This window comes from Shewanella oneidensis MR-1 (assembly GCF_000146165.2).
Classification (GTDB): Bacteria; Pseudomonadota; Gammaproteobacteria; order Enterobacterales; family Shewanellaceae; genus Shewanella; species Shewanella oneidensis.
This window is the reverse complement of sequence record NC_004347.2, coordinates 3,090,139-3,104,158: the sequence shown is the minus strand read 5'-3', so window position 1 is coordinate 3,104,158 and position 14,020 is coordinate 3,090,139. Positions and strand designations below refer to the sequence as shown.

Sequence of the window (14,020 nt, the reverse complement as noted above, 5' to 3'; positions counted from 1 at the left end):
CGCATACAGTTTTATGCAAAACCGCGAAATGAGACCTTTTTTTCTGGCAAATTTAGGCGTTAAAAATGCTCTCGACAATATCAAGTAAAATCATTGCGTTACTTATCGTTTTGCTGATTGTTTTGATAGGCGTATTCACGGCTTTTTTTGTGATCAATAAGGGACAAATTGCGCTATTAAATGCAAATTTGGATAAATCTGAGCTTGCCCGTTCAGAGCTGCAAAAAAATTTATCCTCGGTGACTTCATCACTCGAATCTGCCGAAACAGACAAGCAAACCTTACTCGGCAGTCTTGATTTGCTGGCCAAGGCCTTGAGCGATCGTGAACGGTCACGAAACGAGATTAAGCGCGAGTTCGAGCAATCCACCAAAGAGTTAACTCAGGTATTCGAAAGGTCCAGCGATGAAAAAACGCTATCTTGGGGCGCTACTGGTATCCCTGATGCTGTTAACAGCGTGCTCGAGCAGTCCGCCAGATGTGCGAACCGTTACCGTAACCAAGATTCAGTATGTTTTTCCGCCCAAGGAACTGATAGGCCATTGCATCGTTCCGCCGTATTCCAGCAAGAAAAACCAAGATCTTTCTGAATACACCAACTCGTTGATGAAAGTAATTTCTCTATGCGATCTCGATTGGCTATCGCTAGAAAAATGGATTACAGAGCAAAAATCGAAACTGTCTACCGAGTAATCGGAGGCCAAACATGAATACTAAAGTCACGGCGATGATTATGGATAAAGCAACGACAACTGGAAGCTATGTCGCTTCAATCTCTACGGCAATAGGCGGCTTTTTGTCACTCAACAATATTGCCTTGTTGCTTGGTATCGCATCAACAATCGCACTCTTCCTTGTTCAATATCGTCGAACTCAAGAAAAGCGTAAGCAGGACAATGAATTTCACGAAGCTCGAATGGCTGCGATAAAAGCTGGCAACCTAAACGTAATCAATATGGATGACGGAAATGAATAAAGTCGTCGTTATCTTCAATGGCAAAATCGTTTCCGTGCCAGCTGTCGAATCTTATATCGACAATGGAGAAAAGAAATTAGTGCCACTGGTACCTGCTGATTGGGTTGAAGTAACTGCATTAAATGCCGCATACCCAACATTTCAGGGTAAAACCACTCCGCCAGTTATTAAGCAAAGCAAGCAAGACGATTTAATAGAGTCAATGCAAGCGCTAACCGCGGCCATTACTGCCCAAACCAACGCCATCAGCCACTTGGTAAATAGTAATCTGGAAATCGTTGATCAGATGATGGCTGTAGAGGACGAAGAACAAAAAACATCAGGCTATCTGGACGGCTCCGGTGAGCTATGAGCCAACCAAGCTGGCGCGATGACAAACGCAAAACCGCTGAGCGTGGTTACGGTGGACGCTGGCAAAAAGCCCGTGAAACCTTCTTAAAGCGCAATCCTCTCTGCTGCTTCTGTCAGCAAAAAAATATTATCACCGCCGCAACGGTAGTGGACCACAAGATCCCCCACAAAGGCGACCAATCCCTATTTTGGGATACCAACAACTGGCAACCGCTGTGCAAGCATTGCCACGATAGCACCAAAAAAGTAATGGAGAGCAGAGGGGTAAAGCTTGGCGCCGATGAAAGCGGCAAGCCAACAGACCCAAATCACCATTGGAACAAGTAGTGAGGTAAAACGTGGCAGTAGGACGAAAAACCACGCCGACCGCGCTCAAGCTCGTTACAGGAAACCCCGGCAAAAGGCCGCTCAATAAAAAAGAGCCAAAGCTAGAAGCGGGGATCCCGCGAATGCCGGCATATCTGAGCCCAAGAGCCAAAGCCGCATGGAAAAAGCTAACAAAACTGCTTAAAGACATGGGCGTACTCACACTGGCCGACGGCATGGCCCTTGAGCGTTTATGTGATGTTTATTCCGAAATCCTCGATCTGAGGGACGAAATAAAACAAAACGGCCGAACTTACCAAAGCATCAAAATCATCGGCGAAAACATCGACGAAGAAACCAAAGAATTTACCCAAGTCGAGCAAATGCTAATGAAGGCAAACCCAGCCGTGCAAATGCTGGCCGATGCCGACAGGCGATTTAAAGCCTATCTCGTAGAATTTGGGCTAACTCCATCGGCCCGTAGCAAAGTACAGGTAACTGATGGCGACAAGAAAAAAGACGACATCGACGAGTTCTTCGGCTGATATAGAAGATCGCGTCACTCGTTGGGCAAAACAAGTCGCATCAGGGGAGTTCCTCGCTGGCCCCGATATCCGCAACGCCTGTAAGCGGCACTTAAAAGATTTAGAAACAGGCCATGAACGTGGTCTTACTTGGGATTTAGCCGCCGCCAACCGCGCCATTAGCTTTTTCCCAAAAGTATTGCGCTTAAGTGGCGGTGACCACGAAGGCAAGCCATTCAATCTTCTAGATTGGCAAGCGTTTATCGTCGGTTCGCTGTTCGGCTGGAAGGATGCCGACGGTACCCGCCGTTTTCGCATGTGCTATGTCGAAAGCGGCAAAGGCTCTGGTAAATCACCGTTAGCCGCAGGTATCGGGCTTTACGGTTTAGTGGCCGATGGTGAGGCCTCCGCCGAAATTTATGCCGCGGCGACCAAAAAAGATCAGGCCATGGTGCTATTCCGCGACGCGGTTTCCATGGTTAACCAATCGCCGCAGCTAAGCTCAAGATTAAAAAAATCAGGTACCGGGCAAAGCGTTTGGAACCTTGCCTATCTCGCTAAAAACTCATTTTTTAGACCAATCAGCTCCGACAACGGCCAATCAGGCCCACGTCCACACATGGCGCTGATTGACGAAGTACACGAACACAAAAATAACAACGTCGTAGAGATGATGCGTGCGGGTACCAAGGGCCGCAAGCAAGCGCTGATCTTCATGATCACCAACTCAGGCCACGACCGCACCAGCGTTTGTTACTCGTACCACGAATACGGCAAAGCCATTTGTGCGGGTACCAAAGAAGATGATTCCTTCTTCGCCTTTATCTGTTCGCTCGATGAAGGTGACGATCCAATCAATGACGAAAGTTGCTGGCAAAAAGCCAACCCATCACTAGGTCACACGTTTACGCATAAATACCTGCGCGAACAGGTAACCCAAGCCAAGGGCATGCCAGCCAAAGAGAGCATTGTCAGGCGCTTAAACTTCTGCCAGTGGGTAGATTCTGCCTCACCTTGGCTATCCGCCGACACATGGATGGATTGCGAAGATGATTTTGATATCAGCGAGCTCTACGGCGAAGAATGTTACGGCGGGCTCGACTTATCCGGTACCCGCGACTTAACCGCCTTGGCGCTTTACTTCCCGCGCGTAAAAACGCTGTTAGTAGACCTTTGGACACCAAAAGACACGCTACTGGATCGCGAGCGCACCGATAACGTGCCGTACTCGGCATGGCTCAGGCAAGGTTTTATTCATGCGCCACCAGGTCACGCAGTGGACTACAGCTTTGTGGCCGAACGCATTGCCGAGCTATCAGCACTGTTTGAGATAAAAAGCATCGGCTTCGACCAATACCGGATCCACTACCTCGAGCCAGAGCTCGCCGAGGCAAACGTATTTATCCCGCTAGTTAAACACGGGCAAGGTTACTACAAAGCATCAGAGTCAAACCTCTGGATGCCGCGCTCAATTGAACTGTTTGAAAAGCTGATCACCAGTAAAGAGATCAGAATAAAAACCAACCCATGCCTAAGGTGGAACGCCGCAAGCGCCGTGCTTGAGGCCGACGCCAAAGACAACCGAATTTTTACCAAGAAAAAATCCACAGGTCGTATCGACGGCGTAGTCGCCGCCGCCATGGCCGTGGGAACGGCTTTAGAGTCTGATGGCGTCGATGATACCGAAGATTGGCTAGCAGCAATTAAGGACCCAATTTACTAATGAATACACCACTTGCTCTATTCATCTTCCTGGCACTAACAGGTTCGTTAATGGCTGTCGCTGGTGTTTATATCCTGTTTGGACTTGGTTGGTCGCTGTTATCTGGTTCGATCCTATCGTTTGCAGGCGCTTCATTTTTACGTAAAGGAATGACAGCGTGAAACAAAAAAACTCACTTGCTTTGGTTATTGCTAAAGCAGCAAGTCAGCCGTTTGCGTCACTCGACAGCTTTATGGGTAAAACCTTAAGGCTAACAGACGGTGATTTTTGGTCGCAATTGATGGCAACGTCTAAAAGCGGAAAAACAGTCAATGTGAATACTGCTATGCAGCTTGCTGCAGTATGGGCCTGTGTACGCCGCATTTCAGAAACTGTTGCAATGCTGCCGCTAGGCTTGTACGAGCGCCAAAGTGATGGTGGCCGGATCCAAGTTCAAAACAGTCTTTCTACTGTATTAAGCATTAAGCCCAATGCAGATATGACTGCCATGCAGTTTTGGGAGGCAGTACTCGCATCATTGCTACTTAAAGGAAATGCGTTTATTGAAATCCACCGCTCTGGCGGCGAGATTATCGCCCTCGATTTTCTTATGCCGCACCGCATGGATATCGACTTGGATGATAGCGGTAGCTTGATCTACTGGTACACGCCAAGAAACGGATCGCGCCGTCAAATCAAAAAGCAAAACATGATGCACATTCCTGCATTCTCGTTAGATGGGTTGATTGGTTTATCCACCATCTCTTACGGTGCCAATGTGTTTGGTGGTGCCATGTCTGCCGAGGATGTGAGCGCAAGTACCTTTAAAAACGGCATGACAAAAACGGTCGCTTTTAAAGTTGATCGCGTAATGAATAAAGAGCAACGCGCAGAATTTCGTGAGTATGTAAAAACGATTACTGGCGCAATGAATGCTGGAAAATCACCCGTACTTGAACAAGGCATCACCCCTGAGTTAATCGGCATTAACCCAATTGATGCCCAGTTACTCGAGTCACGAAACTACAGCGTAGAAGAGATTTGCCGCTGGTTTTTGGTGGACCCGTCACTCATAGGATTTGGCGGTAAAGACAGCAATTGGGGCACTGGACTCGAGCAAAAGATGATCGGCTTTGTCACCTTAACCTTATCGTCTTGGATCCGCCGTATCGAGCAATCAATCTCTATTAATCTGCTCACGCCAGCACAACGGCAAACCCAATACGCACAATATAACCTTGAGGCATTACTGCGGGGCGATAGCGCCTCACGCGCCGAGTTCTACAGCAAAATGACTCAAAACGGCATCTACACCCGTGATGATTGCCGGGTTAAAGAAAACTTACCGCGCCGCGGTGGTAATGCCGATGTCTTAACCGTTCAAACCAACTTAGCCCCCATTGATCAGCTGGGTGCTCAATCAGAATCTGCAAAAGTCCAAGCCGCACTAAACAACTGGCTCAATCAAGATAACTAGGGGTAAACCATGCCTTTTCCAAAAAGCTTCTCGCAGAGCGGAGTGCGCTGCGATATTTCTCCGCGCGCGCAAGAGCTGTGGAACCCAGCTATTAAAGCCGCGGTAGAAAACACCGAATCAACCATTACTGTTTACGGCATCATTGGCGAAGATTGGTACGGCGAAGGCGTCACGCTAAAACGTATCGATGCAGCCTTACGCAGCATCGGTAATGAAAAAGACGTCACCGTTTATATCAATTCCCCAGGCGGCGATATGTTCGAAGGTATAGCTATCTATAACCGTTTGCGCGAGCACAAAGGCAAAGTCACCACTAAAGTACTTGGCCTTGCAGCCTCTGCGGCCTCAGTCATTTATATGGCTGGCGAGGATGATGCGCGATTTGTTGCTAGCTCTGCCTTTCTGATGATCCACAACTGCTGGGTATTTGCCATCGGTAACCGCCATGCCCTACGTAACATCGCCGACGACATGGAAGAGTTTGATGCGGCTATGGTGGATCTATACGTAGAAGGTTGCGGCCAAAGTGAAAAAGTCATTGCCACCATGATGGATGAAGAAACCTTTATCCGTGGCAAAAAAGCAGTAGAGCTAGGTTTTGCAGCGGACACACTCTCAGCCGATGAAATTGGTGAGACCACCGAAAATACCAACGCTAACTCACTGCGTAAAGTGGATGCCGCCATGGCTAAAGCAGGCGTACCTCGCAGCGAACGCCGTCAACTACTTCAAGATTTAAAGTCCAGTACGCCGAGCGCTGCTGGCGGCATCACGCTAAATGCTGATGTGTCCGATACGCAAAACGCTATCGCCCCCGATCTAACCGCGTTAATCAACGCATCAAAAATCATTTTATCTAAATAACTGGAGGCGACTATGCCAAACCCAAATTTTGAAAAGCAAATTGAAGAATTAGGCGTCAATCTAACCAAGATTGGTGATCAAATTAAATCAGCAGCTGAAGAAACCAATAAGCAGATCAAGGCTTCTGGTGAAATGCATGCCGAAACTCGCGATAAAGTCGATAAGCTGCTGTCAGAACAAGGAGCATTGCAAGCTCGTTTGCAAGAAGCTGAGCAAAAGCTGCTTAAAGGCGCCCAAAGCAACCAGCAAGAGCGCGAGCAGTCAATCGGTGAGCGTGTGGTTAACGACAAAGAAATGGAAGGTGTTAGCAGTTCATTCCGTGGTAGCCGTCGAGTTGGTATGCCACGTTCGGCAATCACCTCAGCCACAGGTTCAGGTGCTGGTTTAGTTCGTCCTGATCGCATGGCTGGCATTGTTGCTGGTCCAGAGCGTCGTTTAACTATTCGAGACCTAATTGCTCCAGGTGAAACTGAGAGCAACACCATCGAATACGTTAAAGAGACAGGCTTTACCAATAACGCGGCACCAGTAGCTGAAGGTGCAGCTAAACCTTACTCTGAAATCACATTTGGCCTAGTTAGTGCTGGTGTGCGCACCATTGCACATTTATTTAAAGCTAGTCGCCAAATTTTGGATGACTCAAAACAACTGCAAAGCTTTATCAATGCCCGTGCACGTTACGGCTTAATGCTTAAAGAAGAAGTTCAGCTGTTATACGGCAACAACACTGGCGCCAATCTGCACGGAATTATGTTGCAGGCAAGTGCTTACGTTAAGCCAACAGGTGCAACGGTTGATACCGAGCAGCATATTGACCGTATTCGCTTAGCGTTACTGCAAGCGGCGTTAGCAGAATATGCCGCTGATGGCATTGTGCTCAATCCAATTGATTGGGCCGTAATTGAAACGCTGAAGGATAGCAACAAAAACTACCTGATCGGCAAACCACAAGGACAAACCGTCCCCACACTGTGGAACCGCCCAGTAGTTGAAACCCAATCTATCGTGCAAAACGAGTTCTTAGTCGGCGCATTCCAAATGGGCGCACAGATCTATGACCGCATGGATATCGAAGTTTTAATCTCTACCGAGAACGATAAAGACTTTGAAAACAACATGGTCAGTATCCGTGCAGAAGAGCGCTTAGCGCTGGCCGTTTATCGACCAGAGGCATTTGTTAAGGGTAACTTTACTTTTGCCTAACAGCATAAATCGGTTAACTGATAACTAAACGCACCAAAGGCTGAAACTCGGCCTTTGGTTTTAGTCACACAAATTTTGGAGAAATCCCATGGCTAAATTACTCGCCATTGCACTTAAATCCTTTTATTTGGATAACGAAGTAAAAACTACTTCATCTAAACCGTTTGAAGTAGATGAACATCACTTTAACGAACTAAAACACAATGGCTTGGTTGAACTCGCACCAGAACAAGCAACCGAAGCAGACGCTAAGGCCGATGCTGAAGCCAAGGAAAAAGAAGAAGCAGACGCTAAGGCCGCTGCTGAAGCCAAGGAAAAAGAAGAAGCAGACGCTAAGGCCGCTGCTGCCGCTGCAAAAAAAGCAAAAGCTTAAACCGTTATTCAGGAGTTCTCTGTGAGTATCATCACCATAGAACAAGCAAAGCAAAATCTAAATGTGTTTCACGATGAAGATGATGCAAATTTGCAGCTGCTGCTTGATGGGGCAGAGGACGAAGCAAGCCAATATTTGGGAATGGAATCCCTAAATGCTTTGGTTGATCAGGCAACTGGGAAACTGCCTGCAAGCGTTACCACTGGCGTAATGATCTTGCTGCAATCAAGCTATCAAGCATCTCCAGATGATGCGCTCAAGCTGCGTAATGCCGCAGAAATCAAATTAACGCCTTATCGCATTGGCTGGGGGATTTAATGCTCTCCTATCGTTTACGTCATCGAATCCACCTGCAACAGCCAGTAAAGCAGCAAGATCCGCTCACAGGCGAAACATCAACATCTTGGCAAACCTTCACCTTAGGCAATAAGCCGCTTGATAAGGTTGCCGCAGAGGTATTAACAGGGGCTGGCCGTGAATTTTATGCAGCGGATGCAAAACAAGCTGAAACCAGCGCCAGAATCAACCTTAGATGGTTCCCAATTGATCTCAGCTTGTTTTACCAATGCCGAATTTTATGGGACGGCAGAACCTACGATATTCACTCGATAGAAACAGATTTAACAGGCCGTCAAGAGTGGCGCTTACGCTGCAAAGATGGTGTGAATCATGGAATTTAACCATGAATACACCTCACATTTTCACCATTGGCAATACCAGTGAAATTGGTAAACCCGTTGAGGTGTTTTTAAACGGTAAAAAACTAGACCGCTGCATTTATGCCGATACAAAAAAGGGCAAGGTGGTGTTTTGTCCTCAGCCGCTTAAAGTCCATAAGCATAAAAAGAAAGTGATCTGCAAAACGCGTTACGGTCACGTCACAGTTAAGTACTTAAACAGCCAAAGCAAAGTAGGTTAACCATGGCAACCTCAGATTTCAGCATTCTTGGCTTAAAAGAAGTCAAAGCCAAAATGAACAAGGTTAGCCAAACCGTGCTTGATACTGGCACACGAACAGCGCTACGAAAGGCAGCTGGTATTGTAAAAAAAGCAGCGCAACAAAATGCCTTGGCAGTGGATGACCCAAAAACAGGGCGACGGATCCGCGACAACATCACCCTGCAGTTTGCTAGCCGCCTATTTCAACGCGACGGGGTAATCATGTATCGCGTGGGTGTGGCCACCAATCGAGGCAGGATCCCAACACCTAATGCCGACGAAGGCGCGCGCGGAAATACTCCACACTGGCATTTAGTGGAGTTCGGTACCGAACATGCACAAGCGCAACCCTTTATGCGCCCAGCATTGGCTAACAACATTAACCAAGTGATTGGCCGCTTTACCTTTGAATTTGATAAAGAACTTGATAAGGCACTTTCATGAGCACTGCGCCTATTTTTGTGGTTTGCCGCAATAGTCCAGAGGTAACCGCGCTACTCGGTACCAACCCAACAAGATTATTCCCATTTGGCCAAGCACCGCAGGACGTAGTAAAGCCCTACGCAGTGTGGCAAGTGATCGGCGGTAGCCCTGAAAACTATTTAGCCGGCAGACCAGATACCGATGCATTCACCCTGCAGGTAGATGTATATGCCGACTCAGGCAGCACAGCCTCAGCGGTGGGTGATGCTATCCGTCATGCCATCGAGCTGGATGCCTATACCACCAATTACAACGGTGATGACCGAGATAAAGAAACAGGCAATTACCGCCACAGCTTTGATATTGATTGGCTAGTCACACGTTAGCCACTCTCAAAAATCCCGCACTTAAAACCAAAAGCCTCTGCAACCGCAGGGGCTTTTTTGTATCTGCCGCAAGGCTATTGTTAGGAGCAACAACATGAGTATGAAAACGCAGGGCACCCAGCTCTATGCAATCGATCCGGCAGATGATTCCATTTTAGGCGTCATCGCGGTAACGTCCATTGACGGCATCGACAGCCCAGTCGAACCGATCGAAACCACCCCATTAGAAGCCATGGCCCGTGAGTTTGTGGCAGGGTTAAAGTCGCCAGGTGCCGCAACCTTTGGTATCAACATTGATCCACGTATCGCAAGCCACCTGCGCCTGCACCAAATTAAAACCGCTGGCACGACCATTAAATGGGCAATTGGTTTTAGTGATGCAGTGGGCACCGCGCCAACGGTTACAACTAAAAACTTTACTTTGCCAACCACTCGTACGTGGATCACCTTTGAAGGCTTTATGACTGCTTACCCGTTTACCTTTGGGCAAAACGATGTGGTAAAAAGTACCATTGGCATTCAAGTTTCTGGCGATCCTGTGTTAGTGCCTGCTGCAGTCACCCCGTAGTCAATCCGTTAAACCAACATAAAAAGCCCACCTAACAGTGGGCTTTTTGCTTTGTCATCTTAACTAACTTAATCCTAAGGAATAATCATGGAATTAAGTGTTGCAAACCTTCTTAAGACTGGTTCATATTCGCCAGTCAAGCCAGAACGCCGCGAAATTTCGTGGGTAAATCCAGCAGGCGACACCTGTAAAGCCACCGTTTTCATCCGTAAAAAGTCATTCGCTACCGCTAATATCGAAGCCAACAATTACAACAATGGAGTCGATTCGCTTACGTCTCGCATTGTTTCAAGTGTTGTTGATGAGCAGGGAAACCCTCTATTTGAGATTGACGACATTCTTGGTAATAAGGCCCATGGGCCAATTTGCGACTCATTAGGCATGGCATTAATTGGTGCCATTAACGAGGTTAACGGCATTGGGCTAAAACCAGACCCGGAAACCTTACCGCCGACTCAGAATTCTGGCACGAGCTCGTTCTCGCAGGAGTCGGCGGACGAACCATCGAAGAAGCCCAGCAAAACCTCACTCACCGAGAAGTCATCGACTGGATCGCCTACCGAGCAAAGTTCGGCCCCTTAAGTGTTCAGGCGCGGCAAGAGCGCATTGCCGCAGCGCAAATGCATCATCTCAACACCATCCACGGCGGCAAAGCCAAGTTTGAAGATTTTATGCTTTTCAGTCAGTTAGATGAAAATGAGCAGCCAGAAGCCACCGTTGACGATGTGTTAATGATGCTTAAAGCCAGCGCGATTAAAAAGCAAACAGATTAACAGCAATAAGGCCAAGGACGGCCACCCATCAAGCAGCAAAACCAAATTCGTAAAACTAAGCAGGAATTCCCATGGCGAATAAGTCACTCGGCACACTCACGCTAAACATGGTTGCCGAAACAGGCAGCTTTGTTGAAGGCCAAACTAAGGCAGAACGCGCCTTAGCAAAAACCGAAGCGGCCGCAGCTAAACAAAAAGCTGAACTTAACCGCTTACTTGGGCAAATTGATCCGCTAGTTGCTGAGTACAGCAAGCTCGACAAAATGGAGCAGCAGCTCCGCCGCCACCGTGAATCAGGATCATTACAACAAGCCGAATACGACACCTACAGCAAAAAAATTGCGCAGATGCGCACTGAGGTAGGTAAAGCCGGGGTTGAGTACGATAAAACAGGCATGTCAGCCAAGCAAATGGCGTTTGCTACACGCGGCCTTCCTGCTCAATTCACCGATATCGCCGTATCGCTGCAAGCAGGGCAAAACCCGATGACGGTGTTCTTGCAGCAAGGTGGCCAGCTTAAGGATATGTTTGGCGGGGTTGGCCCTGCTGCTAAAGCCATGGGCGGTTATATTATGGGTTTAATCAACCCATTTACCGTTGCCGCCTCTGCCGCTGGTGTAATGGCACTGGCTTATTATCAGGGCAGTATCGAGGCCGACAGGCTACGCAACGCGCTGATATTAACTGGCAACTCAGCAGGTACAACGACTGACCAATTGATGGAAGCCGCCAAGCGCATTGATGCCATTAGCGGTACCCAACGCCAAGCCTCTGCCGCACTGGCAGAAGTTGCCAACACTGGCAAGTTTACCGCCAGCCAAATTGAGCTAGTCGGCCTTGCCGCCGTAAAAATGGAAAATACCACTGGTAAAGCCGTTGCCGATACGGTGGCGGAATTTGTCAAACTGGCAGATGACCCGGTAAAAGCCGCTGAAGAACTTAACAAAAAGTTTAACTTCCTCAGCGCATCGACCTATGAGCAAATTGTCGCCTTAAAAGAAGCGGGTAAATCAACCGCAGCTGCAGAGCTAGCCTTTAGCGCCTATAGCAATGCCATTGATCAGCGCACCAAGGAGATCACCGGCAACCTTGGTTCAATCGAAAAAGCATGGAAGGCAATTAAATCAGGTGCTGTTGAATCGTGGGATCAAATACTCAATATCGGTCGTGCCGATACGCTCGAACAGCAGTATGCCGCATTATCAAAACGTATCGAAGATCTGCGTCCTAAAACAAAGCAAGGTGAATGGGGTTACGGCCTAGCTAGAGAAGAATTAAAGGCACTGGAAGCTGAGCGTGATTCAGTAATGGCACTGATGAAGACTGAACGTGACCGCAGTGCAGAGCAGGCAAAACGCGCCAAACTAAACCAAGACTCAATCGAAGCTCAACGTGCCATTGCCAAAGTTACCGAAGAAACCCTTACCAACGAGCAAAAACGCAATAAGGCGATTAAGGAATACAACGACAATATCGAGAAGGTGCGCAAAGCCGATCCAAATAGCGCATTGCTCAATGCCGATAAAATCAAACGTGATTTGGCATCGATTGAAGAAAAGTTTAAAGACTCTGCCAAAACCACCAAAGCCTTTGCCGATGATGCTGCAACTAGCTACCTTATGCGCCTGCGTGAAACCCAAGCAGGCTTGCAAGGCCAGTTAGATAGAAACACTAAGCTTACGCAATCACAAAAAGAGCTATTGCAGTTTGAGCAGCAAATTGCCGATATCAAAAACAAAGATGTACTCACCGCCCAGCAAAAAAGCCTGCTGGCTGAGCAATCGGTGATCCGCGCCCAGCTTGAAAAAAACGTGGCCCTCGATGAAGAACTTAAAAAACGTAATGAAGCGCTACGCCTGCAAAGCTACAGCGCCAACCTTGCAGCCAACTTAGCCGCAGAACAACAACGCAATGCCGACAAGCTAGCCAGCTTTGGCTTAGGCGATAAAGCACAACAACGCCTAGGTGATCGCCAAAGCATTGAGCGTGACATCGAACGCGCCCAAGGTAAGGCATTGTCTGACAACCTTGCAGGCCGCACCACCGATGAAGAGTATCAAGCCCAGCTGGTCATGCTTAAGCAAAACCTCAGCGACAGATTAGCCGCGCAGAATGAGTACTACATTGCCCTCGATGCCAAGCAAGCTGACTGGACAAATGGTGCCCGTTCATCAATGCAAAACTACATTGATGCCGCAGCGGATATGGCTGGCCAAACTGAAAAACTCTTTGATAGCGCCTTTGGTGGCATGACTGACGCCTTAACCGACTTTGTAACCACAGGTAAGGCCGACTTTGCCTGGTTAACCAAGTCTATCTTGGCTGACATTGCAAAAATCGCCATGCAAAAAGCGATTGCAGGTATCGCCAGCAGTATTTTTGGGGGATTCTCTGAAGGTGGCGCCGTTGGTTATTCATCCGGTGGTTACACAGGCGCAGGCGGTAAATATGAGCCTGCAGGTATTGTTCATCGCGGCGAGGTGGTTTGGTCACAACGAGATGTAGCCCGTGCCGGTGGCGTGGCCACAGTCGAAGCTATGCGCAAAGGTCATAAAGGTTACGACAATGGCGGCATAGTAGGCGGCGCGGCCTATAACGGCGTACCAGCCTCGGCAACAGCTGGCGCTGGCGTGGTGCATGTTGAGGTGAATATCGATCAAAGTGGTAACGCAACCACCACGGCCGATACGCCAGCATTAAGCCAGTTCGGCAGCGAGCTAGGCAAGTTTGTTGAACAAAAATATCGCCAATTGCTCGCCAATGACCTAAAGCCTAACGGCCAAATTGGTCGCACCATGGCTGGAGGGTATCGCTAATGCCGCAAACATTCACATGGGCACCAGACAACGGCGCCACAGGCGACACCCAATATCGTACTCGCTCTGCACAGTTTGGGGATGGCTACAGTCAATCAGCAGGCGATGGCATTAACAGCAAGGTGCAAAGCTGGCCGCTAACATTCACCAAAAAAATAGCCATGGCCGAAGCCATTATCGGCTTTTTTGATGAACATCAAGGCGCTAAGTCATTTATCTGGACACCACCCCTTGGCACTGCATCGCTATGGCAAGTAAAGCAGGTCACTAATACCCCGTTAGGCGGCGGTATGTATCGCATCGCCGCCACTTTCGAACAAGCATTTCATCCTTAATTCG

The 14,020-nt window shown here is 48.3% G+C and carries 22 protein-coding genes; all 22 read left to right on the top strand.

What is annotated here, in order from left to right; all coding sequences use genetic code 11:
* The first annotated feature begins 65 nt into the window (after positions 1–65).
* The 22 genes from SO_RS13780 to SO_RS13695 all read left to right on the top strand — a co-directional run bounded on the left by SO_RS13780 (position 66) and on the right by SO_RS13695 (position 14,016).
* The gene (locus SO_RS13780) at positions 66–590 is read left to right on the top strand and encodes a hypothetical protein (protein WP_011072875.1); all 525 of its coding nucleotides are present in this window, start codon (positions 66–68) and stop codon (positions 588–590) included.
* A complete protein-coding gene (locus SO_RS23525; protein WP_420806946.1) occupies positions 505–693 on the top strand; it encodes a hypothetical protein in 189 nt (62 codons plus the stop codon). Before SO_RS13780 ends, SO_RS23525 begins: the two co-directional genes overlap by 86 nt.
* A 13-nt stretch (positions 694–706) precedes the next feature.
* The gene (locus SO_RS13775) at positions 707–976 is read left to right on the top strand and encodes an HP1 family phage holin (RefSeq protein WP_011072874.1); all 270 of its coding nucleotides are present in this window, start codon (positions 707–709) and stop codon (positions 974–976) included.
* Positions 969–1,328, top strand: coding sequence for a phage protein (locus SO_RS13770; RefSeq protein ID WP_011072873.1), 360 nt, complete (start codon positions 969–971; stop codon positions 1,326–1,328). Before SO_RS13775 ends, SO_RS13770 begins: the two co-directional genes overlap by 8 nt.
* Positions 1,325–1,654, top strand: a complete 330-nt coding sequence (locus SO_RS13765) for an HNH endonuclease (RefSeq protein WP_011072872.1) — start codon at positions 1,325–1,327, stop codon at positions 1,652–1,654. Before SO_RS13770 ends, SO_RS13765 begins: the two co-directional genes overlap by 4 nt.
* 11 nt (positions 1,655–1,665) lie before the next feature.
* On the top strand, positions 1,666–2,178 hold the full coding sequence (locus tag SO_RS23030) for a phage terminase small subunit P27 family (protein WP_165443314.1): 513 nt from the start codon (positions 1,666–1,668) through the stop codon (positions 2,176–2,178).
* Positions 2,135–3,880 carry a terminase large subunit gene (locus tag SO_RS13760; RefSeq protein ID WP_165443313.1) on the top strand — a complete coding sequence of 582 codons (1,746 nt, stop codon included), beginning with the start codon at positions 2,135–2,137 and terminating at the stop codon, positions 3,878–3,880. Before SO_RS23030 ends, SO_RS13760 begins: the two co-directional genes overlap by 44 nt.
* Positions 3,880–4,041 carry a hypothetical protein gene (locus SO_RS23025; protein ID WP_011072870.1) on the top strand — a complete coding sequence of 54 codons (162 nt, stop codon included), beginning with the start codon at positions 3,880–3,882 and terminating at the stop codon, positions 4,039–4,041. The genes SO_RS13760 and SO_RS23025 overlap by 1 nt, the downstream gene beginning before the upstream one ends.
* Entirely contained in the window at positions 4,038–5,336 is a 1,299-nt protein-coding gene (locus SO_RS13755; protein ID WP_011072869.1) for a phage portal protein, read from the top strand. The genes SO_RS23025 and SO_RS13755 overlap by 4 nt, the downstream gene beginning before the upstream one ends.
* Positions 5,337–5,345: 9 nt before the next feature.
* Positions 5,346–6,200, top strand: a complete 855-nt coding sequence (locus tag SO_RS13750) for a head maturation protease, ClpP-related (RefSeq protein WP_011072868.1) — start codon at positions 5,346–5,348, stop codon at positions 6,198–6,200.
* Positions 6,201–6,212: 12 nt separating this feature from the next.
* A complete protein-coding gene (locus tag SO_RS13745) occupies positions 6,213–7,403 on the top strand; it encodes a phage major capsid protein (RefSeq protein WP_011072867.1) in 1,191 nt (396 codons plus the stop codon).
* A gap of 88 nt (positions 7,404–7,491) precedes the next feature.
* On the top strand, positions 7,492–7,776 hold the full coding sequence (locus SO_RS13740) for a hypothetical protein (protein ID WP_011072866.1): 285 nt from the start codon (positions 7,492–7,494) through the stop codon (positions 7,774–7,776).
* 21 nt (positions 7,777–7,797) lie between these two features.
* Entirely contained in the window at positions 7,798–8,094 is a 297-nt protein-coding gene (locus tag SO_RS13735) for a head-tail connector protein (RefSeq protein WP_011072865.1), read from the top strand.
* Positions 8,094–8,456 carry a phage head closure protein gene (locus tag SO_RS13730; protein WP_011072864.1) on the top strand — a complete coding sequence of 121 codons (363 nt, stop codon included), beginning with the start codon at positions 8,094–8,096 and terminating at the stop codon, positions 8,454–8,456. Before SO_RS13735 ends, SO_RS13730 begins: the two co-directional genes overlap by 1 nt.
* 2 nt (positions 8,457–8,458) lie before the next feature.
* Positions 8,459–8,695 (top strand): phage protein, encoded by a 237-nt coding sequence (locus SO_RS13725; RefSeq protein ID WP_011072863.1) that lies wholly within the window; start codon positions 8,459–8,461, stop codon positions 8,693–8,695.
* A gap of 2 nt (positions 8,696–8,697) precedes the next feature.
* Complete coding sequence (locus SO_RS13720; RefSeq protein ID WP_011072862.1) at positions 8,698–9,159, top strand: HK97-gp10 family putative phage morphogenesis protein; 462 nt, start codon at positions 8,698–8,700, stop codon at positions 9,157–9,159.
* On the top strand, positions 9,156–9,524 hold the full coding sequence (locus SO_RS13715; protein ID WP_011072861.1) for a DUF3168 domain-containing protein: 369 nt from the start codon (positions 9,156–9,158) through the stop codon (positions 9,522–9,524). Before SO_RS13720 ends, SO_RS13715 begins: the two co-directional genes overlap by 4 nt.
* 94 nt (positions 9,525–9,618) lie before the next feature.
* Positions 9,619–10,092, top strand: a complete 474-nt coding sequence (locus SO_RS13710) for a phage tail tube protein (RefSeq protein ID WP_011072860.1) — start codon at positions 9,619–9,621, stop codon at positions 10,090–10,092.
* A gap of 87 nt (positions 10,093–10,179) precedes the next feature.
* Positions 10,180–10,674, top strand: a complete 495-nt coding sequence (locus tag SO_RS13705; RefSeq protein ID WP_011072859.1) for a phage tail assembly chaperone family protein, TAC — start codon at positions 10,180–10,182, stop codon at positions 10,672–10,674.
* Positions 10,596–10,865 (top strand): phage tail assembly protein T, encoded by a 270-nt coding sequence (locus SO_RS23520; RefSeq protein ID WP_420806945.1) that lies wholly within the window; start codon positions 10,596–10,598, stop codon positions 10,863–10,865. The genes SO_RS13705 and SO_RS23520 overlap by 79 nt, the downstream gene beginning before the upstream one ends.
* 71 nt (positions 10,866–10,936) lie before the next feature.
* Positions 10,937–13,681 (top strand): phage tail tape measure protein, encoded by a 2,745-nt coding sequence (locus SO_RS13700; RefSeq protein WP_011072857.1) that lies wholly within the window; start codon positions 10,937–10,939, stop codon positions 13,679–13,681.
* Positions 13,681–14,016 carry a phage tail protein gene (locus SO_RS13695; RefSeq protein ID WP_011072856.1) on the top strand — a complete coding sequence of 112 codons (336 nt, stop codon included), beginning with the start codon at positions 13,681–13,683 and terminating at the stop codon, positions 14,014–14,016. Before SO_RS13700 ends, SO_RS13695 begins: the two co-directional genes overlap by 1 nt.
* Positions 14,017–14,020: the final 4 nt, after the last annotated feature.

Bases quoted from the DNA above. Each gene is read 5' to 3' on its own strand.
- SO_RS13710 (WP_011072860.1), top strand. From the start codon at position 9,619: ATGAGTATGAAAACGCAGGGCACCCAGCTCTATGCAATCGATCCGGCA.
- SO_RS13700 (WP_011072857.1), top strand. From the start codon at position 10,937: ATGGCGAATAAGTCACTCGGCACACTCACGCTAAACATGGTTGCCGAA.
- SO_RS13765 (WP_011072872.1), top strand. From the start codon at position 1,325: ATGAGCCAACCAAGCTGGCGCGATGACAAACGCAAAACCGCTGAGCGT.
- SO_RS13720 (WP_011072862.1), top strand. From the start codon at position 8,698: ATGGCAACCTCAGATTTCAGCATTCTTGGCTTAAAAGAAGTCAAAGCC.
- SO_RS13695 (WP_011072856.1), top strand. From the start codon at position 13,681: ATGCCGCAAACATTCACATGGGCACCAGACAACGGCGCCACAGGCGAC.
- SO_RS13775 (WP_011072874.1), top strand. From the start codon at position 707: ATGAATACTAAAGTCACGGCGATGATTATGGATAAAGCAACGACAACT.
- SO_RS13770 (WP_011072873.1), top strand. From the start codon at position 969: ATGAATAAAGTCGTCGTTATCTTCAATGGCAAAATCGTTTCCGTGCCA.
- SO_RS13745 (WP_011072867.1), top strand. From the start codon at position 6,213: ATGCCAAACCCAAATTTTGAAAAGCAAATTGAAGAATTAGGCGTCAAT.
- SO_RS13705 (WP_011072859.1), top strand. From the start codon at position 10,180: ATGGAATTAAGTGTTGCAAACCTTCTTAAGACTGGTTCATATTCGCCA.
- SO_RS13780 (WP_011072875.1), top strand. From the start codon at position 66: ATGCTCTCGACAATATCAAGTAAAATCATTGCGTTACTTATCGTTTTG.
- SO_RS13760 (WP_165443313.1), top strand. From the start codon at position 2,135: ATGGCGACAAGAAAAAAGACGACATCGACGAGTTCTTCGGCTGATATA.
- SO_RS23025 (WP_011072870.1), top strand. From the start codon at position 3,880: ATGAATACACCACTTGCTCTATTCATCTTCCTGGCACTAACAGGTTCG.
- SO_RS13725 (WP_011072863.1), top strand. From the start codon at position 8,459: ATGAATACACCTCACATTTTCACCATTGGCAATACCAGTGAAATTGGT.
- SO_RS13715 (WP_011072861.1), top strand. From the start codon at position 9,156: ATGAGCACTGCGCCTATTTTTGTGGTTTGCCGCAATAGTCCAGAGGTA.
- SO_RS13740 (WP_011072866.1), top strand. From the start codon at position 7,492: ATGGCTAAATTACTCGCCATTGCACTTAAATCCTTTTATTTGGATAAC.
- SO_RS13730 (WP_011072864.1), top strand. From the start codon at position 8,094: ATGCTCTCCTATCGTTTACGTCATCGAATCCACCTGCAACAGCCAGTA.
- SO_RS13750 (WP_011072868.1), top strand. From the start codon at position 5,346: ATGCCTTTTCCAAAAAGCTTCTCGCAGAGCGGAGTGCGCTGCGATATT.